Below are 24287 nucleotides of genomic sequence, written 5' to 3'. Positions count from 1 at the left end.
AGCTGCGGCAAACAAACGTTCGCCGCAGCTTTTAATGAATTGATCTATCTGGGCCGGTTGCACGCCCGGCGCGCCATTGGCAGAGGTTGTGCCTTTCTAGGAACCGCTGTGTCCGTTGCCGTTTCCGTTGCTCATGGAGGCAATGGTTTCGCGCAGGTCGGCGGCCAACTGGGCCACCTCACGGGCGGTAACGCCAAGCTCCGTCATGGCGTTGGAAATATCCAGCGCGATGGAATCAACCGTGCCAATGTTGCCGTTGATTTCTTCAGAAGCGGCAGACTGCTTTTCAGCCGTGGTGGCGATTATGCCGATCATGTCGGCGGTCTGCATGACCTGGGTGACAATTTCCTGCAAGGCTTCCCCGGCCTGCGTCACAAGCTCCACACCCTGCTGTACGCTGGCGTCTGTTTCATCCATCAGCGCAATATTGCTGTGAGCGCTGTCCTGAATGCCTTTGACGGCGGAGGAAACTTCCATGGTGGCCTGCATGGTTTTTTCCGCCAGTTTACGCACTTCATCGGCAACCACGGCAAATCCGCGCCCGGCATCACCAGCGCGGGCGGCCTCAATGGCGGCGTTAAGGGCCAGCAGGTTTGTCTGGTCTGCAATATCGCTGATGATGCCAAGGATTTTGCCCACGTCCTGCGCCTTGCTGCCAAGATCGTGCAGGCCGGTGCTCATGGTCGTGGTGTGTTTGCGCACATCGGCTATGGCCTCAATGGACTGGTCGGTGATCTTCTGACCGCTCTGGGCGCGCTGCCGGGCCTGATCTGCATTGCCGGAGGCATCGCCAGCGTTACGCGCCACATCAACTATGGAGGCGTTCATGGCTTCGATGGCGGTGGCGGTTTCACGTATTCTGTTTTGCTGGTTGGCCGTGCCTTCGCTGGTATGGCCGATGCGTTCCAGCAACTGGTCGGATATATGGGCAAGGTGGGTGGCAATTTCGCCAGCGTTTTCCGCGACTCTGGCAACCATCGCGCCGTTCTTTTCAATCTGGCGCTGATTTTTTCTGATCTCGGTAATGTCGTTCCAGAATGTTACCGAACCCATGAGGGTATTATCCATGTCAAAAAAAGGCGTGGCAGTAACAGTGACGTGGCGCAGATTGCCTTTTTCCGTTGGGAGCTCCCTCTCGGCCACAAATTTTTTGCGGTGCAAAACGGCGCGTACGGCGGTGGTTTCGCGGTTTTCGTCATTCCACAGAAATTTGCCAGATGTCAGACCGAGAAAACTCTGCGGCTTTGCGGTTTTTTCCAGCAGATCGCACAGATGCTGGTTAAGCCAGAGAATTTTTTTATCCGCGCCAATGATCAGGCAGGGGGCGGCAATACCGTTGAGCACGCCTTCTGAAAAGCCAAGCTTGTCTTTGAGCTGCGCCACCATTTTGCCAATGTCGGTGGAGAGCGTGGCAAGTTCGTCCTTGCCCTGCTGGTCAAATTCCACGGCAAGGTTGCCTGCTGCCACCTGTCCGGCATTGGCAACAAGCCGCGAAATCCGGCGAATGAGAAAATGGCGGATTGCCAGCACCGTAAAGACAATGAGGGCCAGCAGACCCAAAGCCCCCATGATGGACGTGCGCAGCAACTGGTTTTCCATAGCGGTCCAGGCATTGGTGACGTCAAGTTTCATCACTAGCTGGCCAAGGATTGGTTCTGATTCGCCGTGACAGTGATGGCACCTGCGCTGGTTGGCAATGGAAAAAACGCTGCCCAGAAGTTTTTTCCCGTTCTGGTCAATAAAAACGGCTTCCTCGATGGGCTGCTTGAGGCCGCGCATATGCAGGCCCGCCAGCTCCTTGTCCGTTTCTACCGCTGCAAAATCCTTGCGCAGGGTGGTGTCGTCCGTGCTGTAGGTGATATTGCCCGTGTATGAAGTCATATAGGCGGCAATATGCCCGAATTTGCTTTTGATCTTGCCGAATTCGTCTGCTGTTCCCTTGTTGTCGCCCACGATCATGGGCTTTTCAATGCCCATGTAGATCAGCCCTGTTTCCATGTGCGCGCTGGAGCGGATTTCATCAGTCATAAGCTTTTTAACTCCAGCATATTCCAGAGACATTATACAGCTTATGACGAGAAACGTAATAGTGACAATGGATACAGTGATTTTGAAATTAAGCGATCTGGATAAAAGCATTGTTACCCCCGAACTAGTGCGCGCCGGAAAAGATCAGTGGCTTGAATTTGAAATCCTGAATCCGCTCGGAATTATGGCATGCCGTGCAGATTTCCACGGCGGGCTTTCTGCTGATGGATTGAGGGTCCTGATTTTCCGCGTGTTCGCTGCCTGGGCCGTGGCAGGTCTCGCAACCAACATCGGCCAGCTCGGGCGTTGTTTCTATGCTTTTGAATCCGCCCTTGTTGTAGCCTGTGGTGTGGCATTCGTAGCATTTTTGAAGCTCGTGCTCCTTGAGTTTGGGCTTCATGATGGCTACAGAATTCCATGAATGGGCTTTTTTAGAATGCTTGATAAAAGAATTGTACTGCTCTTCATGGCAGGGAGCGCAGTTTTTAGAGCCAATGTACGTTTTTGAATTGCCTGCATTGCCTGCTTGGACAAAAAATAGCTGAATAAATACTATGAACAAGGCTGAAATAATACATTTTTTAGCTAAATACAGCATCATCACGTTCTCTTTGATGGTTGTTTTTGTAGCCAGCCAGTAGCGCCAGTGAGGAGCGGGACTTTGTCACTTCAAAAAACGTAAAACCAGGAATCGTGAATCAGTGCGGAAACCCTATATCCTTCGCAGGGCAATGCCGCAGTAACGCAGAGCCTTTCGGCACATTTTATTAAATGATTATGCCTTGTTTGGAATTTGTGCGGTTTTTCTCATTTTCGTGGGTGGTGATCTTTCCAATGCCGCGCCAGTCATGGGATGCAGTACGCACCCTATAATGCTGTGAACTGACGTTGTTATACATAAAAATTTTGAAATTGCACTCACTGATTAAGCAATGAATACGTTAAAAAGCGATAATATGATTGTTTATAGGTTGGGAATATGGGATCAATTAATCATATCTTTTTTATACGTATTGGCCTTTTTGCGAAAATTTCTCCAAAAACAGGCCTAGATTTGAATGGTTAGCACAAAAATTTTTTAAAGTGAATACGCTCACGAAAACAGGAAAGATCATGTCATGTGCGGCAATATTTATAAGTTGCAGTTAAATGGATTTTTTTACTCCAATACATAAGTATTAGATGCATTTTTCATTGAGCACTGCTGTTTGTTCTTGATGAATAGGAAAATGATTGTCAGTTTTGTTCTTTTTTTATGCAGCAGGTATAAATCTTAACTCTAGAGTGCGGGTGTGCGCATCTTTGCGCCAAGATCATGCTAGAGAAAACAATCTCTGCATGAATATTGACTGAATTGATACATATTGCGGGGTCGGATAATACAGGGGAATGGCAGGCAGCGCGGGACTTACGGTGGCAGTATCTTTGAAGGAATCAGGCTTTAAGGGGCAGAGCGGCGCGCAGTTCGTCCACGCCAGCGAGGGTGACGGAGCTCAGCGCAACGATTTGCGCTGTCCCAGCGCTCTGCAGAAAGCGTCGGGCACGTTCCGTGTTGGCTGCGTCCATGTCTGTCTTGCTGATGACGCCAACGATGGTGCGATTGAATATGCGGGCAAAACCCGGCGGAAAGGCGGAGGTTGGGCGGGTGGCGTCCTGCACAAAAAGAATGGCCGCGCATTCCGTGGCCAGGGTGATGAGGGCGCAGTAAAAACGGCGGTTTTCAAGAAATTCCGGCGGGGGAAAAACAAATTCTCCGGCGTATTCCACGGCCATGGTACGCCGCAGATCCGGCACGGTGCAGCCCATCAGGCGGGCAACGGTGCGCCTGCCCACCCCCCGTTCGCCCATAAGCATAATACGGCGCACGGCTGGCCTATGACCGGGTGCAATCGGTCAGGGCGTAGTGGAGCACATCGCCAAAATAGCGCAGCACTTCACGCAGCCCGGCTTCCACGCTGGCCACATCGCCGGTGAGCAGCAGGGAGCCGCCAAACCTGTCCAGAAAGCCGATCTGCACATCGGCGGCCTTGGTGGCTATATCTGCGGCAATGATCACGCCTTCGCTGGGCGTGATGGTGAGTATGCCGATTGCGTCCGTTGCGCTTTCGTCAAGGCCGAGCTTGAGGGGAATGTCGCGCTGGGGGCTGGCGATGAGGTGCGCCAGAGTGATCTGCCTGCCGGGCACATACTCCTGTATGACGCGCTGTTTCGCTTCTTCCATGGTGCGGCTGCCTGTTTGCTTGAGGGGGTGTGATGTTCGCGCGGGGAGTCTGGCTCCCCGCGCAAGGGGTTGCCCGGGAGTAAACTGGTTAGAGCATTTCAACTTTGAAATGCTTCACATTTCAAAGTGCATCTACTTCTAGAGCAACTGCTTTTTGAGATCGTCGCTGGGCGAGGGGATCACAATCTTGCTGACCACCGGGCCGCCGTCCGTCACGTTGGCAGCGCCAGCGTCCACAGAAGACTGCACGGCGCTGACCTCGCCCGTCATGAGCACAAAGGCTTTGCCGCCCAGGCCCGCAGAAAGGCGCAGTTCCACAAGGTGCACATCGCCAGCCTTGGCTGCGGCATCCGCCGCCAGCACGCAGGAGGCTGCGGTATATGTTTCAATAATGCCGAGAGCGTTGATCTTTTCCCTGATGGCGGTGCCGTTCATGGCTGGGATGACGCTTTCGTGCACGTTGGGGATGATAAAGGAATCCACCACCAGATCCGCGCCCAGGTGCAAACCGGTCTGCACGGAGCTGGTCACGGCTCCGGTATCGCCGGTGATGACCACAAGATAACGGCCAGGGCAGGTGGGGCGGGAGATAACCAGCTCCACATTGGCGGCTTTGACCATTTCGTCCGCCGTCTGAATGCCCACGCCGATGCTGTTCAGTTCCACACAGCCAATAGTGCGTAATTTCATGCCGCTCACCTGTTGCCTCACGCCTTGATGGTTATGATGCCGTTTTCAACGGCAGTGACCACGCCGTCAATGCTGGCGTGTACGCGCGCACCCATGGCCCCTTCGGGAATTTCACCGATGAGGTCGCCTGTTTTGACGTGATCGCCCGCATGCACCACGGCAAGAGCGGGCGCGCCTATGTGCTGGCGCAGGGGAATACGCACTTCCGAAGGCGTGTAATCGCCTGCAAAGTGCGGGTGCGCTTCATAACCCGCAAGCCCAAGCCTGCTTACAAGGCGGCTGGTGGGAATCCTGCGGTCATCGCGGAAACGCGAGGCCACGAGGGGTTCGCCCCTGTTTTCCCACTTGACCCCGGCGGCCATGAGTTCCTTTTTGAGCTGCGCGTTCACTTCCCTGGGCGAAAGGCCCATGGGGCAGGCGAACTTTTCGCAGATGCCGCATTCGGAGCAGAGCAGGGCCTCGCGCGCAATGGGCGAATCCACGGCCTGCCCGTCAAGCACGCGCATAAGCCGGTGCGGGTGCAGGCTGTGACCAAGCAACTGCCGGGGGCAAAGATCGGTACACTGCGAGCACTGACAGCAAATGGTGTTGGTAAGGCGTTTGACCGTGTGCGGGTCCATGACCTTGCGGCACACCACGTTGTGGTCGGGCGGCAGCACAAGGAGGCCGCTTGTGGTTTTGGTGACGGGCTGATCCGTATCGGGCAGTACTCGGCCCATCATGGGGCCGCCGTCCACCACGCGATATTCGTCAATGGTCGGCCCGCCCGCAAATTGCAGCACCTCGGCAACCCGCGTACCCACCGGCACGCGCACCACCATGGGCTTGTGCACCTCGCATCCCACGGTGAGGTAGCGGTGGGTCACAGGTTTGCCGTCCAGCGCGTGGGCCACATTGCAGAGCGATTCCACATTGCTTACCACCGCGCCGATCTGCAAAGGAATGCCGCGCTCGGGCACAATGCCGCCCAGCACTTCATACACCATCACCTGCTCGTCGCCGGCGGGGTAGAAGTCGCCCAGTTCAAAGGCCTCGATGCGGCCCTTGCCAAGGCGGGCAACGCCCTCGCGCACACTCTGCATGGCATGGGCGTGTTTGCCCTTGAGGCAGATGATGCCGCGCCCGGCCCCTGTGCAATCCATCATGGCCTCGAGGCCGCGCACCAGAGTGTCCACCTGTGTTTCCATCAGATACGGATCGCTCATCAGCAGCGGTTCGCACGAAGCCCCGTTGACCAGCACCGTCTGCGCGGCGGCGTCGGCCTTGACGTGCGTGGGCAGGCCTGCGCCGCCCGCACCTACCACGCCAGCCGCGCGAATGGCGTCAACAATTGGTTTTCCCATGATGTCCTCTCACTGGAATTATCGCAAAGCGGGCCGCCAGAGCATTTCACTCCTGAAATGTTCGCTTATGACAGGCAAAGCCTGTCTGCTCGCATTTCGTGGCAAGGATTTTCAGAAAAATCCCTGCAGAGCAGTTACCCCATTTCCTTCGTAAACTGCCCTAACCGCACCCGCTGCAATCACATCGCCCGGCTTCAGGCTTTACTTGCACTTGGGCAGAATCATTTCCACTTCTTCATGGGGGCGGGGGATCACGTGCACGCTCACAAGTTCGCCCACGCGCGAGGCAGCGGCAGCGCCCGCATCGGTGGCGGCCTTAACCGCGCCCACATCGCCGCGCACCATCACGGTCACCAGACCGGAACCCACCTGTTCGCGACCGATGAGGGTCACGTTGGCAGCCTTGACCATGGCATCGGCAGCTTCCACAGCGCCAACAAGACCACGGGTTTCAACCATGCCGAGAGCGTCAGTCATTATAGCCATTGTAATCTCCTTTTATGTTTGCGTATGCGCGGCAGAGGCTTAAGCGTGAAGGCTCTTGCCGATCACTGCCACGGTTTCCAGCGTCACTTTCCGAAGTTCATCGGGATCGGTGATGCCATAGTGCTGTTTGATGATGGCGGCCACGCCGATGAGCAGGTCATCGCAGTGTTCGTCGTGCCCGTCATGCGCGTGCTGCGAGCATTCGCCGTGTGCGCAGTGCGCGGTGGCCTCGTCGTAGCTTATCTGGACGCCGCGTTTGCAAAGTTCATCGCGCGCGCCGGGGGTCAGAATCTTAGCGGAGTCCATCACAAGCTTGTTGCCGTGGATGAACTGATCAAGATTATCAATGGTTATCAGCGTTTTTCCCATATGTGCCTCGTTCGTTCCGCAGGCGCGGGTTATTGTTGGGCGTCATTGGCGTTACGCCGCGCCGTGCCCGCCAGCGCGCTGACCACTTCCGGGTCGGGCTGGGGAATGACCACCATACGCATCAGATTGTTGCCCAGCACGTCAGCGGCTGCGGCTGCGGCTTCACGCACGGCGGCCACATCGCCTGTCAGCACAAAGTACGATTTGCCGCCAATGCCCTGGCCAAGAACCATGCGCATCAAAGATACCGCCGCCTGTTTGACGGCCTTGTCTGCCGCTATGACGCTGTCTGCCGCGTTGCGGCATTCAACAACGCCCAGGGCCGCGCCGCCGATTTCAGCGGGCATGCGTCGCAGAACATTGAGTACCTGGCTGGACACATTGGAAACAACATAGCTGCCCGCAAGGCGCGCTTCCGTTGCTCTGGCGGCTTGCACCGAGGCGTCTACCGCCTCTCTGTCTCCCCCCACAAGGATGAGAAAGCGCCCTGCGCACACAACGGAAGCGCGCACCAGCGTGACCGGAGCGGCCTTGAGCATGATGTCGGCCAGCTCCGCCCCAGCGGCTATGCTGCGGCTGTCCACAATGCCCAGCGTATCCATGAGCTATTCGCTCTCCGGGCTTTTGCCCATCATTTCTTCCTGATCCAGAATGCCCACAATGGCTGCATCAACAGGGGATTCCTGATTGTACAGAGCCTTGCGGGCCGGGCTGCCGGTGGTGATAAGCACGCGTTCGCCAATACCGGCTCCCACGCAGTCCACCGCCACAAAACTTTCGGCCAGCCTGTTGTGGGCGAGGTCAAGGCGCTGTACCACCATGAGCTTGAGCCCGTTGAGGGAATCTTCCTTTCGCGTGGCCCATACGTTACCGACGACAATGCCTATCAGCATGCGACACCTACAGATCTTTCAAAATGGTCATGTTGCGTTCCGCCGCCGCATCCTGCGCCAGCGGTGTTACAACGGCCCCTTGGGGAGCACGCAGGGTGCGCGCGCCCGTTGCGGCGGCCTCGGCCACATGGTTTGCGGTTATAAGACAATCGCGCGTGCGCGACGCCTCCGGCGCGGCCTCGACGAGTTCCGTCAGGCCAAAGGCCGCAAGCCGCGCTTCATATTCTTCATACAGGCGCAAAAGCGCGTCCGGGGCAGTGGCGGCGTGTGCGCGGTAAGCAAAGCCAAGGGTGCGCACCTGTTTGCCCTGCAAGAGCAGGTCAAGCACTTCGCGCTGGGCAAGGCTTGAGCCGCGCCCAAGCGCCAGATCCGCCATATCCGGGCAGGAAAGCTCAGGCAGGATGTAGAGGGTCGGTTCCTGCCCGGCGCTCTGCCCCTGAAAGCACACCTGCATGGCGCTGCCGAGGCGCTTTTCCACCTGGCGGGCGAGGGTTTCGTCCCTGGGGGCCAGCACCAGAGCCACAGACGCGGGCCTGGTATCAAGCTGATCCAGCACGGCCCGCACCACGGCGGTAATAAGTGTGTTCAGTTCCACGGGCATAAGCCGCGCTCCTATAATCATTTAAGGCTTTGAATTATATTCGTAAAAGCAAAATGCTCTAGTCTGTGCAGTTGAGGGCTATGCCAAGCGGCGTCACCAGAAAAGGATTGGCGGGCTTGAATGTGGGCACGCCGGTGTCTTTCTGGATGATGGATTCCATATCAGCGAGGCAGCAGGTGCCGCCCACAAGGTACAGGGCCGAAACCTTGCGCCCCTGAATGTGCTTCTTGACGATGGCCGCCATCTTTTCAATCACGGGCCGCACCACGGGCAAAAGTTCCTTGTGGCGGCTCGCGTCCTTTTTCAGGTCTTCAGCTTCGTCAAAAGGAATGTCGTAATTACCCGCCAGCACGAGGGAAACGTGCGTTCCGCCCGTGGGTTCGTCAGCCACGTACACAACCTTGCCGTCCTGCAACAGGGCAATGCCGGTGGTGCCGCCGCCGATATCCACGATGGCGCCGTCGCGCACCTGCAAAACGCTGTTGGCCGCAGTGGGTTCGTCAAGCAGGGCGGTAACGCGGTAGCCAGCGGCCTCCGCCACATGGCGATGGGTTGCGCAGTCGCGCTCGCTGGTGCCGGGCGGAACGGCGATGGCGGCATTTTCAAGCTTGCGGCCAAGGCGTTCCTCCAGCTCTTCGGTCAGCTCGCGCACAATGCGCGCGCCGCCCGCGTAGTCCACCACCAGACCGTCACGCACCACCTGGGCAAAGCGCATGGCACAGGCCACAGGCTCGCGTTTGGCGTTGACCACAACCACCACAATGTACGCGGTGCCAAGGTCTACGCCCACATAAAGGGGTTCCGTGGGGCTGACCTTGCGGGGATTTTTCCGGCACTGGTCAAGCGTGGCGATCAGTTTGTCCGCTGCGGCAAAGTCCATATCAGCCCCTTGAGCGCCGCACGATGACGCCGGTGACGCCGGGCTTCCAGCCTGCGCTGTTGCCTTCGTCCGCATCTATGTGCATGGCAAGTTTAAAGGAGTCGCTCACGCGCACCAGCACGTCTTCAAGAATCATGGGCCGTTCCGTATCAAGACGCACGGCGACCTTGTCCTTGTCCTTGAGGCCGAAACGTTCGGCATCATCGGTGTGCATGTGGATGTGGCGGGCGGCAACAATCACGCCCGATTCCAGGCCCACAATGCCCGTGGTGGATGCAAGCACAATGCCAGGGGTGTCCTTGGTGTCGCCGCTCTGGCGCACCGGAGGATTGATGCCCAGAATGCGGGCATCGGTCTTGGAAAGCTCGATCTGCGAAACGCTGCGGGCGGGGCCGAGAACGGCCACTTTGTCCATGACGCCCTTGGGGCCGATCAGCCGCACACGTTCAACGCACAAAAATTGTCCCGGCTGCGAGAGCGGCCTTTCGGGTCGCAGGGCCTCACCGTACAGCGACAGCGCATCTTCGACGCTCAGATGGACGTGACGGGCGGAAATCTCCACCGGGATGGGTCCGGCGTTCATGGTTTCTTCCCTGCCGCTGCTGGCGCACTGCTCTGTCAGCACCTTGCGCACAACATCTGTCACAATGTCCTTGATCGCTTGTTCGTTCATCTTGGCTCCAGCATGCAACGGCTGCGCATTGGGCAACCGCCTTGTAAATACGCGGGAATCTGGCCGCAGGCTCAAATTCCTTTGGCGGGCGTCTTTTCATGGGCAACGCCACGCCGTTTCCGTAGAGGCGTTCTGCCTGTGGCTCCCCCGGCGCTGCTCGCGTGCAGCGCGCTGCCCGTCAGTGTGCGCCGGGGGGCCAGATACGGCAAAGACTAGGCTTCGCGTTTGGGCAGAATCATTTCCACTTCGCTGTGGGGGCGGGGGATCACGTGCACGCTCACGAGTTCGCCCACCTTTTTGGCAGCGGCGGCGCCGGCGTCAGTGGCGGCCTTAACAGCGCCCACATCGCCGCGCACCATCACGGTGACAAGGCCGGAACCCACCTGGCTGCGGCCAATAAGGGTTACGTTGGCGGCTTTCACCATGGCATCGGCGGCTTCAATGGCGCCCACAAGACCACGGGTTTCGATCATGCCCAGAGCGTTGGCGGAAGCGGTCATAGCTATTCTCCTTGCGTTATTTGCGTATGTTGTTGTGCCCCTGAGCGGGTCATGCCGTTGGGGGCATTCCGCAATAACGGGCTGTTACGGTTACATTGGGCGGGCACTGGCCAGCCCGGTGTAGCTGCTAAAGAACCTTCTTCAGCTCGGCCACAATCAGTTCGGTGACGGCGTTGATATCAATGTTGCCAGCGCCCGCTGCCGGAGCAGACGTGCCATGCCCGCTGCCGGAGCAGCAGGAGGCGGCAGGGGCAGCATGGCTGTCCGCGCCGTGCCCGTTGCCGGAGCAGCAGCACTGGGAGTTGAGGTCATAGGCCACACGGCGGATGTTGATCAGGTTCATGGGCGTGACGTTGTCGGAAGTGGCGCTGCCGCCAACGGCCCCGCAGCCCAGGGTGAACGAGGGGAACAGCCCGGTGCTGAGGCCCACCGCGCCCTGCGTGGCGGGCGTGTTGACCATGATGCGCGAAACAGGCTTTTTGAGGCCGAATTCGCGGATGATTTCTTCGTTGTTGGAGTGGATGGCAAGGGTGTGGCCCGCGCCGCAGTTGTGCAGCAGGGCGGTGCACAGTTCGCAGGCTTCATGCCAGTCTTCCACCACGTAAAAGCCGAGCAGGGCCGTGAGCTTTTCCTTGGAGAAAGGATACTTGTGGCCAACGCCCTTTTCGTCCGAAACGAGCAGGCGCGTACCCTGGGGTACGTCGATGCCGGCGATGCGTGCGATGGTCTGGGCGTCGCGGCCCACAATGGCGGGGTTCATGCTGCCATTGCCGCGTTCCATGACGTTCTTGACCTTTTCCAGCTTTTCGCCCTGGAGGAAGTAGGCTCCCTGGGCTTCCAGCGTGGCGCGCACCTTGGCGGCGATGCAGGATTCGGTGACGATGGACTGCTCGGAGGCGCAGATGGTGCCGTTGTCGAAAGTTTTGCTGCTCATGATCTTGGTTACGGCGCTTTCGATATCAGCGGTGCGTTCAATGAAGGCGGGCGTGTTGCCAGCGCCCACTCCCAGTGCGGGCGTGCCGGAGCTGTACGCGGCCTTGACCATGCCGGGGCCGCCCGTGGCAAGGATGAGATCGCAGATCTTCATCAGTTCGTTGGTGCCTTCAATGGTGGGAATGGTGATGCAGCTCACCAGATCGGGCGACACGTTGCAGCTGCGCAGCGCGCCCTGAATGATTTCCACCGTCTTGGCAATGCACTTGCGGGCGCTGGGGTGCGGCGTAAACACAATGGCATTGCCCGACTTGAGCGAGATGAGCGACTTGTAGATGGTGGTGGACGTGGGGTTGGTGGAGGGCACAATACCCGCAATCACACCCACGGGCACGGCCACTTCCACAACCTTGGTCTCGTTGTTGGTGGAAAGAATACCCACGGTCTTCATGTCGCGAATGCAGGCATAGACCTTTTCGCTGGCAAGCAGGTTCTTGGTCTTTTTGTCCTGCGGTTTGCCAAAGCCGGTTTCTTCCGCAGCCATTGCGCCCAGCGTTTCAGCCTGGGCAGCGGTGGCTTCGGAAACGGCCTTGATCACGGCGTCCACACGCTCCTGGCTCATCTGTGCGAATTCCGGCTGCGCCTTGCGCGCAGCGCGAACCAGTGCGCGCACCTCCTGAATGGAGAGCAAATCCTTATCGACCATTTCTTACTCCTTTTCCTTCAGAGCCGCCCGGCAAATGGCGTCTATCAGCGTTTTCTTGTCGGAGGAGACAATCTGCCCGCGCGTGAGCGGAACCTGAAGGTCTCTGGCCAACTGCCGAAGTTTGTTTATGCTCATGCCCGCGAGCTTTTCCTTGCTCGGGGGCGCGGCCTGCGTGGCGGGCTTCGCCTTGTCGGCGGGGTCAGTCATGCTTGTCTGGCCTTCCTGTGCGGCCTCTGCCGGGGCCGCCGCCTCAATCTCAATGCTGCGCGGTTGCAACAGCAAAATATGTGCAAGCTCCGCATCGGGGCGGGGGATGACATGCCGCGAAACGCACTCCGCGCCTTCAATGCGCGCAATGGAGGCCACTGCTGCGTCCACGGAGGACTGTACGGCAGCCACCTCGCCCGCAATGGTGATGGTCACAAGCCCGCCGGAAGCAAGGGACTTTTCGAGCAGGCGCACGTCTGCCGCCTTGAGCATGGCGTCGGCAGCCTCAATGGCTCCTATCAAGCCCCTCGTTTCCACAAGTCCTAATGCCAGCATGCTGTTTCTCCTTCACTGCGCAAGTACGCGGCGCGGGTTTGTCCGTAATTGTCTGCGTTAATGCCTGATGGTCTTCACATCGAGGTCATAGCCACGCAAAATGCTCTCCATGGTCGCCATATCCCGGTCATCAAGCACAGGGTTGTCCTTGATGGGGTATTCCATGTCGAGCTGGGCGTACTTGCCGACGCCCATCTTGTGGTAGGGGAGCAGATCAACACCCTTTAAATTTTTCATACCTTTGTAATTATACAGAAATTTTCCTACTGCGTGCAGTTCTTCCGCATCGTCGTTGTATCCCTTCAGCAGGGGCATGCGGATACGCACGTTGAAGCCGTTTTCAAGCAGCCAGCTCAGGTTCGCCAGTATGGTCTCGTTGCGCACGCCTGTGAGGGCATAGTGCTTTTCCGGATTCATGTGCTTGATGTCGAAGAGGAAGAGATCAACCACTTCGGCAAGCTGGCGCACCACTTCGGGGCGGGCATAGCCGCACGTTTCCATGGCGGTGTTGATGCCTTTGTGCTTACAGGCCAGGAGCAGGTTTGCCACGGCTTCCGGCTGGAGCATGGGCTCGCCGCCGCCAACGGTAACTCCCCCGCCGGAGCTCTGGTAAAAGGGCCAGTCCTGTTCCACCACTTCCAGCAGTTCAGAAATGCCCTTGCATTCGCCCGCGATGGCCAATGCCCCCTGGGGGCAGGCCTTGACGCAGCGCCCGCAGGCGATGCAGTCAAGCTCCCTGTTGACGGTATGCTGGCCTTGCTCTCCTGCGAGCGCGTGAATGCCTGAGGGGCAGACGGGCACGCACGCGCCGCAGGAGATACAAAGGTCTTTTTTGTACAGCACATCACAGCGCCGACGTTGGCTTTCAGGATTTGAGCACCATTTGCAGCGAAGGGCGCAGCCCTTGAAGAAAACGATGGTGCGTATGCCCGGACCGTCATACATATTGTATTTCTGTATGTTGAAAACAATGGCTTTTCTTTCGATCACGGTGCTTTTCCCCTGCCGTATGCCGTTACGCTTGTGTTGCCGCAAGTACCGGGCGGCCTAGAAGTGGCGCAGCACGGTTCTGCTGATGATTTCGTCCTGAACGTCCTTGCACAGCTCGATGAAGAAGGCGCTGTAGCCAGCCACGCGCACAACCAGATCGCGGAAGTCCTTGGGGTTCTTCTGCGCATCAAGCAGGGTCTGGTTGTCCAGGTAGTTGAACTGCATTTCGCCGTTGCCCAGGATGCTGGCCGTGCGGATGAGGGTGATGACGCCCTGTTCGCCTTCGGGGGTATCCAGCAGACCGGACATGAGCTTGAAGTTGTGCACCATGCCGATGTTCATGTTGTCGTTGGACATCTTGGACACGCTCTTGATGATGGCGGTGGGACCTTTGACGTCCGCGCCCTGAGTGGGGCTGATGCCGTCGGAAAGGGGCTGCCATGCGCTGCGGCCGTTGGCGGATGCACCAAGCAGCTGGCCGAAGGGCGTGTTGTTGGAGATGGACAGGGTGCCGTGGCTCAGGATGGAGTAGAGCGTGCGGTACTTGCGGTGCTCCTGCTCGGTGAACGACACAAGGTCGGCGGCGATGTCATCGGCGTAGTCGTCGTCGTTGCCGTACTTGGGCGCGGCGAGGCAGTCTGCCAGCACGGCGTCGTAGCCCTTGAAGTCGGCCTTGAGGGCTTCGTTCATGTATTCAAGCGTGTACTTCTTGTCTTCGTACACAAGCTTCTTGATGGCGGCCATGGAGTCCACGTAGGTGGCAAGACCGCTCCAGACCACGCCGGGGCCGAAGTTGTACATGGCGCCGCCGGAGGCCACGTCGCAGCCGTGTTCCATGCAGCCTTCGTACATGATGGACATGAGCGGCTTGGGCGCAAAGTCGCGGTGCACGCGCTGGGAAATGACCGTGGCAACGCTGGACCACTTGGTGATGTAGCGGATCTGCTCCTTCACCGCAGCCTCGAACTTTTCGTAGGTGTCAAACTGGCTCAGGTCGCCGGAGTCGGGGCAGACCTGCTTGCCGTACCACAGCGGCACGCCGTGGTTGAGCACCAGTTCGATGCAGATGGGCCACTGGGTGTAGGCAGTGGAGGTCCACTGGTAGAGGCGGCCCGCTTTCTGCGGTTCCACGCAGCCCATGAGGCAGTAGTCGCGGGCGTCTTCAATGCTCACGCCCTTGGCAAGCATCATCTTGATGTGGGTGTCGTCAAAATGCACGGCGGGGAAGCCCATGCCCGAGCGGATGACGGCCACGATCTTCTTGAGGTATTCCTGCGGCGAGGAGTTGTGCACGCGGGTTGCCAGCGAGGGCTGGTAAATACGCACGTGGCGCACGGCGTCCATGAGCAGGTAGGTCAGCTCGTTGGTGGCGTCGCGTCCTTCGCGGGTAACGCCGCCCACGCACATGTTCACGAAGGGCTGGTATCCGGCAAAGAACTTGGAGCTGCCTTCGCTGGTGAGCCACATCATTTCAGACATCTTGATGAGCATGCAGCCCGCAAGGTCAAAGGCTTCGCAGGGGGTCATGCGGCCAGCTTCGATATCGGCCTTGTAGAGGGGGTACATGTACTGGTCAACGCGGCCAATGGACATGCCGGTCTGGTTTTCTTCAACCACCAGCAGGGATTCCACGGTCCACACAGCCTGAATGGCCTCCCAGAAGGTGGTGGGAGCGTGGGCGGGAACGCGGGCGTTGACCTCGGAAATCTTGAGCAGTTCGGCCTTGCGCTTGGGATCATGTTCTTTTTCCGCAAGCTGGGCGGCGTATTCCGACATGCGCTTGGCATAGCACATGACGCCTTCGGTGGTTTCGATCACCGACTTGTAGAAGTAGATTTTGTCGATATCTTCAGGATTGGCGTAATCCAGGTGCGTCAGGTGCTCCTGCGCTTCATGCTGAATGTCCAGCATGCCCTTTTTCATCAGGATGACGTCATAGCCGGGGTTGGAGTCGCCGCCGCCGTTGAGGGCGTGGTAGGAGCAGTCGGACACGTAGGATTCGCCCGAAAGTTCCCACAGGCCAGCTTCGCGGTACTGGGCCTCGCAGTATTCGTCCACGGACTTGCCTTCCCAGTAGGGGAAGATTTCTTCGCGCAGAACTTTCTTGTCTTCTTCAGCAAGATAGAAGGGGTCCTGCGGGCGGGAGCCTATGGTGTCCAGCTCGTCGCGCAGCCAGCGCCAGGAAATATCGGGCGAGAACGCGCCTGCGCGCGGCGCGCCGTTGGGTGCGCCCACGATGAGTTCGTTATCCTGAATGACCAGGGGCGCGGTTTCGCAGCAGTAGCGGAAAGCCTTGGCGCGCAGCAGAATACGCGGCATGCCGGGGTTTTCGCTGTCAATCTTGGTAATAGCGCGCGCACGGTGAATGGTGATGCGCGGCATCTGCAAAAGATAGTTGGTCTTGAGCTTGAGATGGCGTTCGGTGGGGCCGTCAGGCACGTTGACGCCGTCAGACACGCCAGCCTTGGGGCCGGAATGCTGCGCGGGGGCAGTGGGCGTGAGGGTAACAGCCGAGCCGGAAGACGTGGCAAATATCTTGCGCAGCGTTTCGCGCTCTTCGGGCGTCAGGCTTTTGGTGACTTCTGCTATCTTTTGAGTAAAATCATGAAGATCCACGTTGATTCCTCCATGGTTTGCGATGGCGGCTCCGGCTGTGGCCGGGGCTTGTTCCGCATCACCTGTTCAATTCATTGAGAGCCTTGCGCAAAACGCGCCGCAGTGCGTCTGAAACGGGGTCGGCCTGGTCGCTCTGCTGTTCCCTGAACGAGAATCCGCGAACGCCGTAACCTACCTTGCGCCGATAAATGAGATTCATTGGTGAAATGTTGTCGGAGCTGAATCCGTGCCCGGCAAGACCGCTGCCCTGCGTCATGGAAGGGAAAAGGTCGGTGGTGAGGCCCATGCCGCCAAAAGCGGCGGGGGTGTTGACCAGCATGCGGGCCACGGGCTTTTTGAGCGCGAACTGCTGGATGATCTCTTCATCCTGGCTGTGGATGGTCATGGTTTGGGCGTGACCCTCGCGCAGCAGAAGTTCGAGGCATTTTTCGCAGGCATGCCGCCAGTCCGGTTCAACATAATAGGCAAGCACAGGGGCCAGCAGTTCCCTGATAAAGGGATCGGCGGGGTCCACGTAGCGGCGTTCAACCAGCAGCACGCGCGTACCCTGCGGCACGGCAACGCCCGCCTTTTCGGCAAGCACGGTTGCCGATTGCCCCAGCATGGCGCGGTTGCGGCGGCCATTGGGGTGAAACATGGTTTCGCTCAGGGCCTGGGCCTGCGCCTCGTTGATAAAACAGGCTCCGCCCGCCTCAAATGCCCGGCGCGCCTGCGGCTCGATCTTGCCGTCCACGATGACGCACTGCTCGGCAGAGGGGGCCAGCCCGTTGTCAAAGCTCTTGCTGGCAAGGATATCGTCCACGGCCTTGCAAATGTCGGCGGTGGCTTCAATAAAGGCAGGGCCGTTGCCCATGCCGCCGTAGATGAAGGGCTTGCCGCTGTGGCGCGCCGCTTCAAGCATGCTGTCCCTGCCGGTTACAAGAACCAGAGCCACAAGGCGGTGGCGCATGAGTTCTTCAATGCCGCTGTCGGCGACCATGGTCAGGCAGGTCACAGAACCCTCGGGCAGGCCGTGGGCCTGACCGGCGGCAGACATGGCCGCCACCACGCGGCTGGTGCATTCCACGGCGTGCTGGTGGGGGCAAACCACAATGGAATTGCCCGCCTTGACCGCCGCAAGCACATTGCAGATGGTGGTGGAAACCGGGTTGGTGCAGGGGCTGAGGGCGGCTATAACGCCCACGGGCACACCCACTTCAAACACGTTTTGCGCGGCATCGGCGCTCTGGGGCAGTCTGCCCACGCAGCGCATGCCCCGCACGCTCTGTATGACGCGGCGGCAGGCAAAAAGGTTTTTGGCCATTTTGTCCTGCCACACGCCACATCCGGTTTCTTCGTGGCTCATGACGGCAAGCGACTGGGCCTCAGCGGCGGCGGCTTCAGCCATGGCTTCCACCACCGTGTCCAGCGATTCCTGAGGCATGGCGGAAAGCCGCGTCTGAGCGTCAGCCGCGTTTTCAGCAAGGATGCGAGCCTGCTGGATGGAAATAAGATCCTTGTCGCCGATCATGTTTCCTCCGATGAACCCGGTCAGCTCAGGGCGTAGCGCCTTACAAGCCTGACAAGACGACGGTGGGGCGTGGGAATCACAGCGGAGCTGTAAACGGTAGCGCCCATATTGTTCACGGCCTTGATGCCGGCGGCCACGGCGGCCTGCACAGCGGCCACATCGCCCTGCACAAGGGCGGAGCAGTAACCGGAGGCCACGTTTTCGTAGCCGATCAGTTCCACATCGGCGGCCTTGATCATGGCGTCCGCGCCTTCCATGAGAAAGACAATGCCAAAGGTTTCAATCATGCCCAGAGCGCGCAGCCCGGGGTCGTCTTCCGCCACTTCGTCCAGCGTATGCGCACGGACAATACCGCTCATACCGCGCGCGGGGCGGGGCATGACGTTGGTGGCCGTAAGCTTGCCCACAGAGGCGGCAGCAGCGGCTCCAGCGTCAACAGATGCCTTAACTGCGGCCACATCGCCCCGAACCATGATGGTAACGAGTGTGGAGCCAACGTTTTCGTAGCCGACAAGATCAACATCTGCGGCTTTGAGCATGCTGTCCGCGCCGTAAATGGACGGAACCATGCCAAGAGTTTCAATCAGGCCAAGGGCTTCTTCACCTGTATACTGCATACAACTCACCTCGTGGGGACCCGTGTTCGTGTCCGGGCATAGCCGGGCGGAGCAAATCTCCTAGTTCCTTTCTAGCCGTTCCCCTATAGGGAAAAGTCAAGCCATATCCCGATTTTTTTCGTCTTGTGTGTGAAATTTGTTGCAGCCCTTGTGGTGCGCGGGTTTGGGCCCCTTACAGGGCTTTTTTTTGATTTTTCCGCCTGCTGCGCGGCTATGCGAGCGCATGGCAGCTGTGGGGCGCGCAGAGGGATCGGCGGCATTTTTGCGTTTAATTACGGGCCTGTCGCGAAAATGTCTGCTTTTTGCGGCAAAAGGCGGCGACCTTCCCTAAAACTGGAACCTTGGGCCAGATTGGGGGAAGCGGGCGCAGACAGATGGTTCAGATTGCATGAGCGCCTTGAGGGTGGGTGCAATGAGAGGAAGAAGCAGGAACGACTTTTGCACTATCAAGGAGAGTACGCCCCAAGCCGGACACCGCACATTCAGGAGAGCTTCATGAATTCTCAGCGCTACACCATAAGCGAAATGAGCGAGACTTCGAATATTTCAAAAAAAGCCCTGCGTTTTTACGACAAGCTGGGCCTTATCACGCCACGCCTTCGCGGGGCCAACAATTACCGCTATTACACGCATGAAGATGTGCTCTCCGTGCCGCCTCTCAAATATTACAAGCAGATGGGATTCCGTCTTGAAGAAATCCGCGCGGCCTTTGATGCGGACAGCAACGCTTCGCTGAGGGCTCTGCGCGAGATGTTTACTACCAAGATGCAAGACCTGCGGCAGGAGGAAGACGTGCTGCGTTTGCGCTCGGCTTCCATTCATGACTGGCTTGAGCTGCTGCACGAGGCGGAAATGGTGCTGGATAACGACCTGCGGCAGGTCTCGGTCAAATATGTTCCGCCGCAGAATCTGCTGTTTCATGACGAGGTGTTCTCTCTGGACATCAAGTCCACCATCATCAATATGGGCTTTACCAATTATGTTGAATCGCTGGACAACAATATTGCCGGGCCGGTCATTGTCCATTTTTCTTCGGTAGAAGACAGGCTGAAAAGGGTGGAGCAGCCCATACAGATTTTGCAGCGCCCCATGCGCCCATGTAAGCAGGAGCTGATGCAGACACTCGGGGGCGTGCTCATGGCGAGCTGCTATCACATTGGCCCTTACGAAACCATCAGCGATACCTACCGCAAGCTGCAACGCTGGTGTGCATCCAACAGCTATGTGCATGCCCCAGATGCCTTTGAACGGTATGTCACCGATTACTGGACAACCAACAATGAAGCGCTTTTTGTGACCGAGGTTCTTGTGCGGGTGCGCCGCCCCAACGACACATTCGTTTAAGCGGCACCATGCCGCCGGGCGGTGTTTGGCACAGCCCAACAAAAGCGAAGGCCGTTGCCTGGGAGAGTCCGGGCAACGGCCTTTTTGTGCACTATTTACAGCACGGGCATAAAAATGGGCCTGCCGCAGACCAGTATGCGTGGTCGGCAGCAGGCCTGTACCGGAGGAAGGAACCGCCGGATCTTTAGAACTTGTACTGGAAGACCACCTGACCCTTCCAGGCATCCTGCTTGGAGTAGGAGCCGAAGTTCTGGTAGCTCTTGTTCCAGGTGCTGCTGTCCATGTAGTTGGCCACGTAGCCCAGTTCAACGTTCATCTCAAGATTGTCGTAAATCTTGTAGGAAGAAATCACGTTGAATTCCAGCAGGCCATCGTTGGTGGTCATGTAAGGGCCGTCAAACATGTTGGACGTGGAATCCCACGCATTGGCATGGTCCATGTACTTGACCATTGCGGGGCTGTTGGTGCCGCCCCAATAGGCCACGCGGAAGGTGTGGGTGAGTTTGTCGAGGAAGCTGACATCGCGGATCTGCGCGCCAAAGCCCCAGGTGCCCGCGTAGGACAAGGACTTGTCCATGAAGTTGACGTTGGGGCTCCAGCCGAGGTTGCCATCGCCCATGAAGGACGTGAAGTTGCCGTAAGCACACACGGAAGGCAGGCGCTCGGAACCGTTCTTGACGTTGCCGTCATCGCCGGAGGCGTACCAGCCGAACACGCCGGGCACGCCCCAGTCGAGCTTGTATTCCACAAGGGCCTTGGCCAGCCAGCCCTGACGCTGGGTGCTGCCGCGCACCACGTCATTGGCGTTGTTGCGGCGCATTACGTTGAAGCTGCCCATCTGCTCGACAAAGCCGTAGTTGGTGTCGAATTCAATGTTCCAGGGTTCCAGAGCCGTAACCTTAACAGGCAGGCCAGCCCAGAACACGGTGCCGTATTCCTTGGAGGCATTGGTCACGCCGGTCACGTTGAGGCCGTGGCCCGCACCGATCTTGTTCAGGTAGGGGTACAGGGTGGTGGCGGGGGAGCCGTCTCCCAGGTTGTAGTTGGTGAACGCGCCAAACTTTCCAGTGTTGCGGCCCATCATGCCGGGCATGACCCAGGGGGTGATGCTGATGCCGTCAAAGGTCAGGGGCATGCTCAGGGCAAACAGGTCCATATTATCAAGATAATTGGCCTTGTCGTTGCTGATCACGTTGTTGTAGGTGCCGCCCTGATAGTTGTCGTTGAAGGGGCGCATCCACAGGGCGGTGAGGCCCACGTTTTTGTTGAAGGCATAGTTGCCAACCACAGCGGCAGCCTGGGTGTCAAACACCGCAGATCCGCCAGCGGCGTTAGGCAGGGCCAGATACTGCAAACCCATCTTGAACTTCAGATCGGTCTGCGGAACCGACCACTGCATGTGGGCCTGGGTCACGCGTATCAGGGTGCCGTCCGCACCAAGGGCGGAACCCTGACCGGATCTGCCCCAGTCCATCGGGCCAAGCTTGAACTGCACGCTGCCCATCAGGTTTTCAGAGGCGACAGCGTCAAGGAATAGCAGAACGCGCTGACGCGAAACAAACTGGTCAGAGTTGTTGGCCTTCTGTTTTGCCCCAGTGGTCGTAACGTCCTTGGTCAGGCTGGAATCGCCCACGCCAAAGCCCATCGACCAGATGCCCCTTGCCTTGAAATCCACCGCTTCGGCAGACTGCCCAAACGCCAACCCCAATGTAAGCGCAAGAGCTGCTGCGGAAAGAATGGTTTTCCGTTTTAAAGACATAGTACCTCCCAAGTTAAACGTTATCCATTTGCTACAGCCTGATCCATAAGAGAGCGCGGGCGAAATTGTCCGCGCTCAAGGGAAGCGTATTCGATCCAGCCGGGCGAGGCCTGGCCTGGCTGGTCTTGTGCAGGGGGGTAAATGATGCGAGGGGATGATGCGGCGCTTTGCGCAAAGCGGTTTCCGCAGGGCGCAATGCCGCGCAGGCGCTTTTTGTGCAAAAAAGGAGCTGCGGAAAGCAGCAACAGGCATGGGTGCAGCCAAGGACGCCTCACATGGTGTTTGGTCGAAAACAGGTTTGTTGCATAATTGCATCCTGTGTGCCAAATTTCACCATGCTGAAATAATTTACTTTTTCATGTTATAGTCTGCATATTCGGTAAATACGCGGCAGAGTTGTCGTGTGTTGCGACAAAAAAATTTTTCATAAAAATTTAATTATTTTAGCACGATAACAATTTTGATTGAAAAACGCGACACATTTGTCGCTGATTTGAACGGCCCAGTATGTTCCGTAAAGAACGGATCGGAAAAAAGTGAGGTCTGGCGGGCATGGCGAAAGGACAGGAGGAGTTGTGAATCATTTGGCATGTAAATTGAAAGGAGGGGCGCGTTAATATCACAACAGTGCCCGTCGGTACTACGAAGGAGTTTTAATCATGGCTGCAAAAGCAAAGCGCGCCGCCCTTATAGGTTACGACTGCCTTATTCCTAAAAGGCTTGAAGTAATGCTCGCTCAGGGGGGGCTCGATAACTTCAGAAAGTTCATGCAGGAGGGCAGCTACATTCCCGAAGGTTTCAATCTGCCTACGGTCACTCCGCCGTCCTGGGCCACTATCTGCACGGGCGCATGGCCCCGCACCCACGGCGTGGAAGACTACTATTACTACCATGAAGGCCGCAGCCTTGATTACAAGGAAACCTCGCAGGCTTTCGGCTCCAGCATCCTCACCGCAGAGACCATCTGGGACGCGTGGGACAAGGCTGGCAAGAAGTGCCTCGTGGTCAACTACCCCATGTCGTGGCCGTCCAAGATGCAGCACGGCGTCATGATCATGGGCGAGGGCCTCAGCCCCGCCGAAACCCGCTGGCCCCTGCACGGCAACGAGCACAAGGAATATTTGTGCTCTGAAAGCGTCATTTCCACAGATTTCTATCCCATGGGTTCGCAGGGCACCTTTGACGATGCCGAAGGCTGGGCCAACCTGCCAGAAGGCGAAGAACCCCTTGAAATGAATGTGCGTATGCACTTCAAGGAAGCCATCGAACCCCTGGAAGACCAGACCTGGCACTGCCTTGTGTGGCAGAGCGGCGATGAAGGCTATGACCGCATGGCCCTTTGCCCTGAAAAGGACTACGCCAAGGCCTTCTTTACCATTCAGCTTGGTCAGTGGAGCGAACCCGCCCAACACGACTTTACCGTGAAGGGCGATGGCCGCACCGAAAAGGGCGTATTTCGCGCCAAGCTCATGCAGCTTTCTGACGATGCCGAAGAGTTCAAACTGTATATTTCCGGCATTGCTGGCCGTTGCGGCTTTATCGCTCCGGCTGAAGCCGCCGCGCAGATTGACTTCAGCAAGCACATTACGGCCAATGATATTGGTCTGGTTGCCTATCTGCACGGCATTATTGATACCGATACCGTGTGCGAACTGGTGGACTTTCACAGCGCATGGCTCTGGAACACCATTGAATCGCTCATCAAGGCCAATGCGGACTGGGATCTTTTCTACATGCATTCCCATCCCATTGACTGGTTCTACCACGGCTGGCTCAGCGAGCTGGACAGTGCGGACGATGCTGTTCGCACCAAAGCCGAAAAGATGGAACGCTACATATACGAAGTGGAAGACCGTCTGCTTGGCCGCCTCATGGACATCATGGGCGATGAAACCGTCATGTGCGTGTGCTCCGACCACGGCGCAACGCCCCTCGGCCCCATCCTCAACACGGCCCACGCCCTCAAGGAAGCCGGACTGTGCTCTTACGAGCCCAAGAAGTCTGAAAACTACTGGGATATCTACGAGGAAACCGAAGGCTTCAACTACGTGCTTGATGTGAGCAAGTCGCTTGCCGTGCCGCAGCGCTACATGTTCGTGTACGTAAACCTGAAGGGCCGTTATCCCGGCGGTATTGTTGAGCAGGAAGACTACGAAAACGTGCGCGACCGCATCATCAACGCCCTGCTGGACTACAAGCATCCCGACACAGGCGACCGGCCCGTGCTGCTCGCCGTGCGCAAGGAAGACGCGCACGTGTTTGGCATGGGCGGCGCGCAGGCTGGCGATGTGGTGTACGTGCTCAAACCCGAATACATGGCCGAGCACGGTTACGGTCTGCCCACCGGCGAATCCGGCTGCGGCAGCCTCAAAAACCTGCTCATGTTCCGTGGCCCCAACATCCGCAAGGGCTACCGTTATACCCGCCCGCGCTGGCTGGCCGACATTGTGCCCACCTTCTGCTACATCACGGGCAATCCTGTCCCCGCCGACGCCGAAGGCGCGCCCATTTACCAGATCATGGAAAACCCCAATCTGGTTGATTAATTCACCATGCCGGGGCAAGTGCGCGGCTTTTGCCCCGGC

Annotated in this window: 24 protein-coding genes and 1 pseudogene; 3 read left to right on the top strand and 22 right to left on the bottom strand. The window is 58.0% G+C overall.

Annotated elements, in window-relative coordinates; all coding sequences use genetic code 11:
- Positions 1 to 96: 96 nt before the first annotated feature.
- Positions 97 to 2028 (bottom strand): methyl-accepting chemotaxis protein, encoded by a 1932-nt coding sequence (locus JMF94_RS08450; protein ID WP_240824679.1) that lies wholly within the window; start codon positions 2026 to 2028, stop codon positions 97 to 99.
- Between the two features lie 124 nt (positions 2029 to 2152).
- The gene (locus JMF94_RS08445; protein ID WP_240824821.1) at positions 2153 to 2473 is read right to left on the bottom strand and encodes a cytochrome c family protein; all 321 of its coding nucleotides are present in this window, start codon (positions 2471 to 2473) and stop codon (positions 2153 to 2155) included.
- Between JMF94_RS08445 and JMF94_RS15160 the strand changes: the two genes are divergently transcribed.
- Positions 2427 to 2573 carry a hypothetical protein gene (locus tag JMF94_RS15160; RefSeq protein ID WP_240824826.1) on the top strand — a complete coding sequence of 49 codons (147 nt, stop codon included), beginning with the start codon at positions 2427 to 2429 and terminating at the stop codon, positions 2571 to 2573. The genes JMF94_RS08445 and JMF94_RS15160 overlap by 47 nt on opposite strands.
- Before the next feature lie 889 nt (positions 2574 to 3462).
- On the opposite strand, the gene JMF94_RS08435 is transcribed toward JMF94_RS15160, so the two are convergent.
- The 19 genes and pseudogenes from JMF94_RS08435 to JMF94_RS15150 form a co-directional block, all read right to left on the bottom strand.
- On the bottom strand, positions 3463 to 3894 hold the full coding sequence (locus JMF94_RS08435; RefSeq protein ID WP_240824678.1) for a EutP/PduV family microcompartment system protein: 432 nt from the start codon (positions 3892 to 3894) through the stop codon (positions 3463 to 3465).
- A gap of 7 nt (positions 3895 to 3901) precedes the next feature.
- Positions 3902 to 4249 (bottom strand): BMC domain-containing protein, encoded by a 348-nt coding sequence (locus JMF94_RS08430; protein ID WP_192111443.1) that lies wholly within the window; start codon positions 4247 to 4249, stop codon positions 3902 to 3904.
- Positions 4250 to 4387: 138 nt separating this feature from the next.
- Positions 4388 to 4939, bottom strand: coding sequence for a BMC domain-containing protein (locus tag JMF94_RS08425; protein WP_192111444.1), 552 nt, complete (start codon positions 4937 to 4939; stop codon positions 4388 to 4390).
- A gap of 17 nt (positions 4940 to 4956) precedes the next feature.
- Entirely contained in the window at positions 4957 to 6282 is a 1326-nt protein-coding gene (locus JMF94_RS08420) for a 4Fe-4S dicluster domain-containing protein (RefSeq protein ID WP_240824677.1), read from the bottom strand.
- Between the two features lie 201 nt (positions 6283 to 6483).
- The gene (locus tag JMF94_RS08415; RefSeq protein WP_108702565.1) at positions 6484 to 6762 is read right to left on the bottom strand and encodes a BMC domain-containing protein; all 279 of its coding nucleotides are present in this window, start codon (positions 6760 to 6762) and stop codon (positions 6484 to 6486) included.
- A gap of 45 nt (positions 6763 to 6807) precedes the next feature.
- Entirely contained in the window at positions 6808 to 7137 is a 330-nt protein-coding gene (locus tag JMF94_RS08410) for a hypothetical protein (RefSeq protein ID WP_240824676.1), read from the bottom strand.
- Positions 7138 to 7166: 29 nt separating this feature from the next.
- Positions 7167 to 7739: a BMC domain-containing protein gene (locus JMF94_RS08405; RefSeq protein ID WP_240824675.1), complete on the bottom strand. Its 573-nt coding sequence runs from the start codon at positions 7737 to 7739 to the stop codon at positions 7167 to 7169.
- A gap of 3 nt (positions 7740 to 7742) precedes the next feature.
- Positions 7743 to 8030 carry a EutN/CcmL family microcompartment protein gene (locus tag JMF94_RS08400; protein WP_022658524.1) on the bottom strand — a complete coding sequence of 96 codons (288 nt, stop codon included), beginning with the start codon at positions 8028 to 8030 and terminating at the stop codon, positions 7743 to 7745.
- A gap of 7 nt (positions 8031 to 8037) precedes the next feature.
- Positions 8038 to 8631, bottom strand: coding sequence for a hypothetical protein (locus JMF94_RS08395; RefSeq protein ID WP_240824674.1), 594 nt, complete (start codon positions 8629 to 8631; stop codon positions 8038 to 8040).
- 58 nt (positions 8632 to 8689) lie between these two features.
- Positions 8690 to 9511 (bottom strand): ethanolamine utilization protein EutJ, encoded by an 822-nt coding sequence (gene eutJ, locus JMF94_RS08390; RefSeq protein WP_240824673.1) that lies wholly within the window; start codon positions 9509 to 9511, stop codon positions 8690 to 8692.
- Between the two features lies 1 nt (position 9512).
- Positions 9513 to 10184 carry a phosphate propanoyltransferase gene (locus JMF94_RS08385; protein ID WP_022658527.1) on the bottom strand — a complete coding sequence of 224 codons (672 nt, stop codon included), beginning with the start codon at positions 10182 to 10184 and terminating at the stop codon, positions 9513 to 9515.
- Positions 10185 to 10396: 212 nt separating this feature from the next.
- On the bottom strand, positions 10397 to 10684 hold the full coding sequence (locus tag JMF94_RS08380) for a BMC domain-containing protein (RefSeq protein ID WP_022658528.1): 288 nt from the start codon (positions 10682 to 10684) through the stop codon (positions 10397 to 10399).
- Between the two features lie 127 nt (positions 10685 to 10811).
- Entirely contained in the window at positions 10812 to 12323 is a 1512-nt protein-coding gene (locus JMF94_RS08375; RefSeq protein WP_240824672.1) for an acetaldehyde dehydrogenase (acetylating), read from the bottom strand.
- Between the two features lie 3 nt (positions 12324 to 12326).
- Positions 12327 to 12866 carry a BMC domain-containing protein gene (locus JMF94_RS15075; protein WP_276612867.1) on the bottom strand — a complete coding sequence of 180 codons (540 nt, stop codon included), beginning with the start codon at positions 12864 to 12866 and terminating at the stop codon, positions 12327 to 12329.
- Positions 12867 to 12923: 57 nt separating this feature from the next.
- A complete protein-coding gene (gene cutD, locus JMF94_RS08365; RefSeq protein ID WP_346770014.1) occupies positions 12924 to 13856 on the bottom strand; it encodes a choline TMA-lyase-activating enzyme in 933 nt (310 codons plus the stop codon).
- 57 nt (positions 13857 to 13913) lie between these two features.
- The gene (gene cutC / locus JMF94_RS08360) at positions 13914 to 16472 is read right to left on the bottom strand and encodes a choline trimethylamine-lyase (RefSeq protein WP_240824670.1); all 2559 of its coding nucleotides are present in this window, start codon (positions 16470 to 16472) and stop codon (positions 13914 to 13916) included.
- 58 nt (positions 16473 to 16530) lie between these two features.
- Complete coding sequence (locus JMF94_RS08355) at positions 16531 to 17982, bottom strand: aldehyde dehydrogenase family protein (RefSeq protein WP_240824669.1); 1452 nt, start codon at positions 17980 to 17982, stop codon at positions 16531 to 16533.
- Between the two features lie 20 nt (positions 17983 to 18002).
- Positions 18003 to 18269 (bottom strand): BMC domain-containing protein, encoded by a 267-nt coding sequence (locus JMF94_RS15155; RefSeq protein WP_227117840.1) that lies wholly within the window; start codon positions 18267 to 18269, stop codon positions 18003 to 18005.
- An 81-nt stretch (positions 18270 to 18350) separates the two neighbouring features.
- Positions 18351 to 18599 (bottom strand): annotated as a pseudogene (locus JMF94_RS15150) (BMC domain-containing protein); the annotation flags it as partial.
- Between the two features lie 495 nt (positions 18600 to 19094).
- On the opposite strand from JMF94_RS15150, the gene JMF94_RS08340 reads away from it, so the two are divergent.
- Positions 19095 to 19943: a MerR family transcriptional regulator gene (locus JMF94_RS08340; RefSeq protein ID WP_240824668.1), complete on the top strand. Its 849-nt coding sequence runs from the start codon at positions 19095 to 19097 to the stop codon at positions 19941 to 19943.
- Positions 19944 to 20127: 184 nt separating this feature from the next.
- On the opposite strand, the gene JMF94_RS08335 is transcribed toward JMF94_RS08340, so the two are convergent.
- Positions 20128 to 21702: an outer membrane homotrimeric porin gene (locus JMF94_RS08335; protein WP_240824667.1), complete on the bottom strand. Its 1575-nt coding sequence runs from the start codon at positions 21700 to 21702 to the stop codon at positions 20128 to 20130.
- A 659-nt stretch (positions 21703 to 22361) separates the two neighbouring features.
- On the opposite strand from JMF94_RS08335, the gene JMF94_RS08330 reads away from it, so the two are divergent.
- Positions 22362 to 24248, top strand: coding sequence for an alkaline phosphatase family protein (locus JMF94_RS08330; protein ID WP_240824666.1), 1887 nt, complete (start codon positions 22362 to 22364; stop codon positions 24246 to 24248).
- The last annotated feature ends 39 nt before the right edge of the window (positions 24249 to 24287 follow it).

The organism is Desulfovibrio sp. UIB00, from assembly GCF_022508225.1.
In the GTDB taxonomy this organism is placed as follows: domain Bacteria; phylum Desulfobacterota; class Desulfovibrionia; order Desulfovibrionales; family Desulfovibrionaceae; genus Desulfovibrio.
Note: the sequence above shows the minus strand (reverse complement) of the source record. Positions and strands in the feature narration are given on the sequence as shown.

Coding starts and splice junctions, on each gene's coding strand:
- JMF94_RS08450 (WP_240824679.1), bottom strand. CDS start 2,028: ATGACTGATGAAATCCGCTCCAGCGCGCACATGGAAACAGGGCTGATC.
- JMF94_RS15160 (WP_240824826.1), top strand. CDS start 2,427: ATGATGGCTACAGAATTCCATGAATGGGCTTTTTTAGAATGCTTGATA.
- JMF94_RS08430 (WP_192111443.1), bottom strand. CDS start 4,249: ATGGAAGAAGCGAAACAGCGCGTCATACAGGAGTATGTGCCCGGCAGG.
- JMF94_RS08425 (WP_192111444.1), bottom strand. CDS start 4,939: ATGAAATTACGCACTATTGGCTGTGTGGAACTGAACAGCATCGGCGTG.
- JMF94_RS08420 (WP_240824677.1), bottom strand. CDS start 6,282: ATGGGAAAACCAATTGTTGACGCCATTCGCGCGGCTGGCGTGGTAGGT.
- JMF94_RS08410 (WP_240824676.1), bottom strand. CDS start 7,137: ATGGGAAAAACGCTGATAACCATTGATAATCTTGATCAGTTCATCCAC.
- JMF94_RS08405 (WP_240824675.1), bottom strand. CDS start 7,739: ATGGATACGCTGGGCATTGTGGACAGCCGCAGCATAGCCGCTGGGGCG.
- JMF94_RS08400 (WP_022658524.1), bottom strand. CDS start 8,030: ATGCTGATAGGCATTGTCGTCGGTAACGTATGGGCCACGCGAAAGGAA.
- JMF94_RS08395 (WP_240824674.1), bottom strand. CDS start 8,631: ATGCCCGTGGAACTGAACACACTTATTACCGCCGTGGTGCGGGCCGTG.
- eutJ (WP_240824673.1), bottom strand. CDS start 9,511: ATGGACTTTGCCGCAGCGGACAAACTGATCGCCACGCTTGACCAGTGC.
- JMF94_RS08385 (WP_022658527.1), bottom strand. CDS start 10,184: ATGAACGAACAAGCGATCAAGGACATTGTGACAGATGTTGTGCGCAAG.
- JMF94_RS08380 (WP_022658528.1), bottom strand. CDS start 10,684: ATGACCGCTTCCGCCAACGCTCTGGGCATGATCGAAACCCGTGGTCTT.
- JMF94_RS08375 (WP_240824672.1), bottom strand. CDS start 12,323: ATGGTCGATAAGGATTTGCTCTCCATTCAGGAGGTGCGCGCACTGGTT.
- JMF94_RS15075 (WP_276612867.1), bottom strand. CDS start 12,866: ATGCTGGCATTAGGACTTGTGGAAACGAGGGGCTTGATAGGAGCCATT.
- JMF94_RS08355 (WP_240824669.1), bottom strand. CDS start 17,982: ATGATCGGCGACAAGGATCTTATTTCCATCCAGCAGGCTCGCATCCTT.
- JMF94_RS15155 (WP_227117840.1), bottom strand. CDS start 18,269: ATGATTGAAACCTTTGGCATTGTCTTTCTCATGGAAGGCGCGGACGCC.
- JMF94_RS08340 (WP_240824668.1), top strand. CDS start 19,095: ATGAATTCTCAGCGCTACACCATAAGCGAAATGAGCGAGACTTCGAAT.
- JMF94_RS08335 (WP_240824667.1), bottom strand. CDS start 21,702: ATGTCTTTAAAACGGAAAACCATTCTTTCCGCAGCAGCTCTTGCGCTT.
- JMF94_RS08330 (WP_240824666.1), top strand. CDS start 22,362: ATGGCTGCAAAAGCAAAGCGCGCCGCCCTTATAGGTTACGACTGCCTT.